Raw genomic sequence first — 3,123 nt, forward strand, 5'->3', positions numbered from 1 at the left:
GCCTGTGGCTAGAACACTTGATATATATGGATTCTAGCCTTTGAATAACTTTTCTCTCTTAGCCCCCTTTTTGCCTCTAATTCATAAGTTTTCTAAATATATTTTTTTTACATAGTTGACAAATAGTTTAAAATCTGTGTAGTTGATTAATTTCTTATAGTGCAACAATCTTTTCTCATACACTCGCTTGAGAAATACTCAGGCTTTCAAATGATGGGAAGAAGATGAATGGTCAAGCCAAATTGGGATACAGAAGAATTAATTGAAAACTGGACACTTGTGCCAACAGAATTAGAATTAGTCAGAAACAAAGTCGGCGGTAATCAGATTGGGTTTGCTTTGTTCTTAAAACATTTTCAGATTTTTACCTATTTTCCTGATGAAAAATCGTCTATTCCTCAAATTATTATCTCTTACATAGCAAATCAACTTAAAATTCCTGAAAGCTCATACTCAGATTATGATTGGCAAGGACGAACCGCAAAAGTTTATCGTGTTAAAATTCGTCGTTTATTTAATTTTAGAGTAGCTACCGTCCAAGATTCAGTAGAAATGAGCGACTGGCTAATTAAAGAAGTATTACCTCATGAACAAAAGTTTGAATCACTAGTTGAAACTGTCTATCAAAGATGGAGAGAATTGCAAATCGAACCGCCCACATCAGGAAGAATTGAGCGTTTGATTCGTAGTGCTATCAGTCAGTATGAAAGTGACTTCTGCTATCATACACTTTCTGTGTTATCAAAAGAAACTCTTGCTGAAATCGATATTCTCTTAACCACCGAACATTCTCTGAATACAGAAGAGAAACAGGATTCTCTGAAGCTAAAAACTTCCGAGTTTGCCTTTCTCAAAACAGATCCAGGTCCGGTGGGCTTAGAAAGTTTCTTAACTGAAATCGAAAAACTCAAACGGATTCGCAGTATTGGTTTATCCCTTAACTTATTTGCAGGAGTATCACCCAAACTAATTAAAACCTACCGTCATCGGGCGGCTACAGAAACTCCTTACCTTTTACGACAACATCCCCCGGCGATTCGCTATACTCTGATGGCAGCGTTTTGTGTTCAACGCGCTCAAGAGATTACTGATAATCTCATCGAATTACTAATGTCAATTATTCAACGAATCGGGACAAGAGCGGAAAGGCGTATCAACAAAGAATTAGTCTCGGACTTTAAAGAAGTAACCGGAAAAACTAATATTTTATTTCGCATTGCAGAAGTAGCTGTAGCTGAACCTTCGGGAGTTATTGAAAAAGTTATATATCCTGTAGTTTCTCAGAAAACTCTTAAAGATTTAGTCGCTGAATATAAAGCAACTGGTACAGCTTATCGTCAAAGAGTACATACTGTAATGCGTTCTTCTTTTGCTAGTCACTATCGACGGCTGATTCCTCAACTATTAGAAGTCTTAGAATTTTGTTCTAATAATGATATTCATCGCCCTGTAATTCAGGCATTAGAACTACTAAAAAAATATGCTCAAAGTAAATCCCTCCGTTTGCTGCGATTTGGGCGCGGGTTGCTATCGAGCCTGCTTTACAATCAGCAACGAAGACAAAATTTTTGTGTTCAATCACCTTTGCCATTTGTTGCCAAGTGGGGAAATATAATGGGTCATCGGCTCCATTACCCTTAAGGGTGGCACTGACCAATGGCATTCCCATCGAGTCAAGGGTTGCAAGTAATTGACGGTATTGCAACAAGTCTGGACGCAAGTCTAAAGGAATAGCCATAATGCAGTAGACTTTCTTCTACTGATTCGCCCTGTTGATGATTCACGCTAAAACTAGTTGTATCAATTCTTGCCACTTCTGTTGGTAACTCGTAGGCCCGAATCAGATGTTGTCCCAACTTTATTTCTATTTCCAGCCTAGCCTCTGACTGCTTACCTAATTCTTCAACTACCCTTCCCAATCGGTCATCAGTGGCATCTTTTTCTGCTATCGACCACCCTGTACTTAACTCTAAAATCTGTCGGTGTGCTTCTACCCAGGGTTCCACAGCAGACAACCGATGGTCTGACCGGGTAATTATATATGTTAACAACAATACACTCAATTGTCCGTAGCTCAGTCCTTCGTGGTTTCCATGCGGTTCCTTCAGCTTTTGGTCAATACATTTGGCTATTTCCATCTGCTTGAGCCATTCCACTATCACGGGAATATCGTCAATCCGCTCGGAAGTTATTTCCATGATTTTTTCGGTGAGCTGACGTTGGTGAAAAAGGACTCTTGTGTATACTAGCTAGTTAGTGCCGCAATAAAATGATTCAGGGCTTTAAGTGCAACTTTATAGCCTGGAGCTTGCTTACCTAACTTTAATTGTAGTAAAATTCGGTCACGTAACGTTTCAAGTGTTGCCACTGTCGGTAGCGTAGTCGCAGGTTCAATAACAGTATTTTTGGCTTCATCTACTGGCTCTTTTTCCCATGTAATACTTGGGCTAGTACTGACCCTAATCACCTGTTCCAAGTAATCAGATCTAGTCATCCCAAAACATTCAGCAGTGATTCCCAAAGCTTTCCAGGTATCATCAGTTAATCTTAGTGAGCGCACTTGACGATAATCATTGTTCTTGAGCGCGAACTTGCCTTGAATATCCCGCTTCCACATTACTCTACTCTTTCCCCGTGTATTACACCGTAATCTTAACCCTTAATTGTATTTTTCGGATGTAGCATGAATAATTACACCAATAGCCTCTAATCACTTCCATGTAATACATGGAAAGACCTGATCCCCCCTCTTTCCATGTATTACACCGTTAGACTGCCTAACCCTGACCCAAGTATTACACGGTGTCACCACCATCAGATCCACAATCACCTTGAAACCTTACACAGTAAGGTATTAATTTCTCTTACCTTCAAAAATGAGCGAACGTACAGTTATGACTTACGCTATCTACACTTATCAACAGCTGCAACTGAAATCTATTGCCCGTCTCAAGCAAATCTACAGCGAAATCGCCTGCACAGCCGAAGTAAGCGACAAACGCTGTAAGGATGCCTGGATTACTGCCATTGTTAACTATCAGGCAAGCAAAATTCAGAAACTCACCCCTGCTGCCCCCGACAACCAAGCCATAGCCCAAGCCGAACTCGACAACTACATCGCAA

Annotated in this window: 3 protein-coding genes and 1 pseudogene; 2 read left to right on the top strand and 2 right to left on the bottom strand. The window is 40.1% G+C overall.

Annotation, left to right across the window (positions count from 1 at the left end):
* Positions 1-228: 228 nt before the first annotated feature.
* A complete protein-coding gene (locus H6G26_RS40260; protein WP_199327289.1) occupies positions 229-1,641 on the top strand; it encodes a DUF4158 domain-containing protein in 1,413 nt (470 codons plus the stop codon).
* Positions 1,642-1,673: 32 nt separating this feature from the next.
* Here the strand turns inward: H6G26_RS40260 and H6G26_RS40265 are convergent, their stop codons facing one another.
* Together H6G26_RS40265 and H6G26_RS40270 are read right to left on the bottom strand one after the other, a co-directional pair.
* A complete protein-coding gene (locus H6G26_RS40265; protein WP_199327290.1) occupies positions 1,674-2,198 on the bottom strand; it encodes a DUF4277 domain-containing protein in 525 nt (174 codons plus the stop codon).
* 47 nt (positions 2,199-2,245) lie between these two features.
* Positions 2,246-2,617 carry a hypothetical protein gene (locus tag H6G26_RS40270; protein ID WP_190737563.1) on the bottom strand — a complete coding sequence of 124 codons (372 nt, stop codon included), beginning with the start codon at positions 2,615-2,617 and terminating at the stop codon, positions 2,246-2,248.
* Between the two features lie 259 nt (positions 2,618-2,876).
* On the opposite strand from H6G26_RS40270, the pseudogene H6G26_RS40275 reads away from it, so the two are divergent.
* Positions 2,877-3,123: pseudogene (locus H6G26_RS40275) on the top strand (hypothetical protein); the annotation flags it as partial.

This window comes from Nostoc sp. FACHB-888, from assembly GCF_014696655.1.
Taxonomy (GTDB): domain Bacteria; phylum Cyanobacteriota; class Cyanobacteriia; order Cyanobacteriales; family Nostocaceae; genus Nostoc.

What these genes read in the sequence shown, in the direction of transcription:
- H6G26_RS40270 (WP_190737563.1), bottom strand. Translation starts at nt 2,617, where the DNA reads ATGTGGAAGCGGGATATTCAAGGCAAGTTCGCGCTCAAGAACAATGAT.
- H6G26_RS40260 (WP_199327289.1), top strand. Translation starts at nt 229, where the DNA reads ATGGTCAAGCCAAATTGGGATACAGAAGAATTAATTGAAAACTGGACA.
- H6G26_RS40265 (WP_199327290.1), bottom strand. Translation starts at nt 2,198, where the DNA reads ATGGAAATAACTTCCGAGCGGATTGACGATATTCCCGTGATAGTGGAA.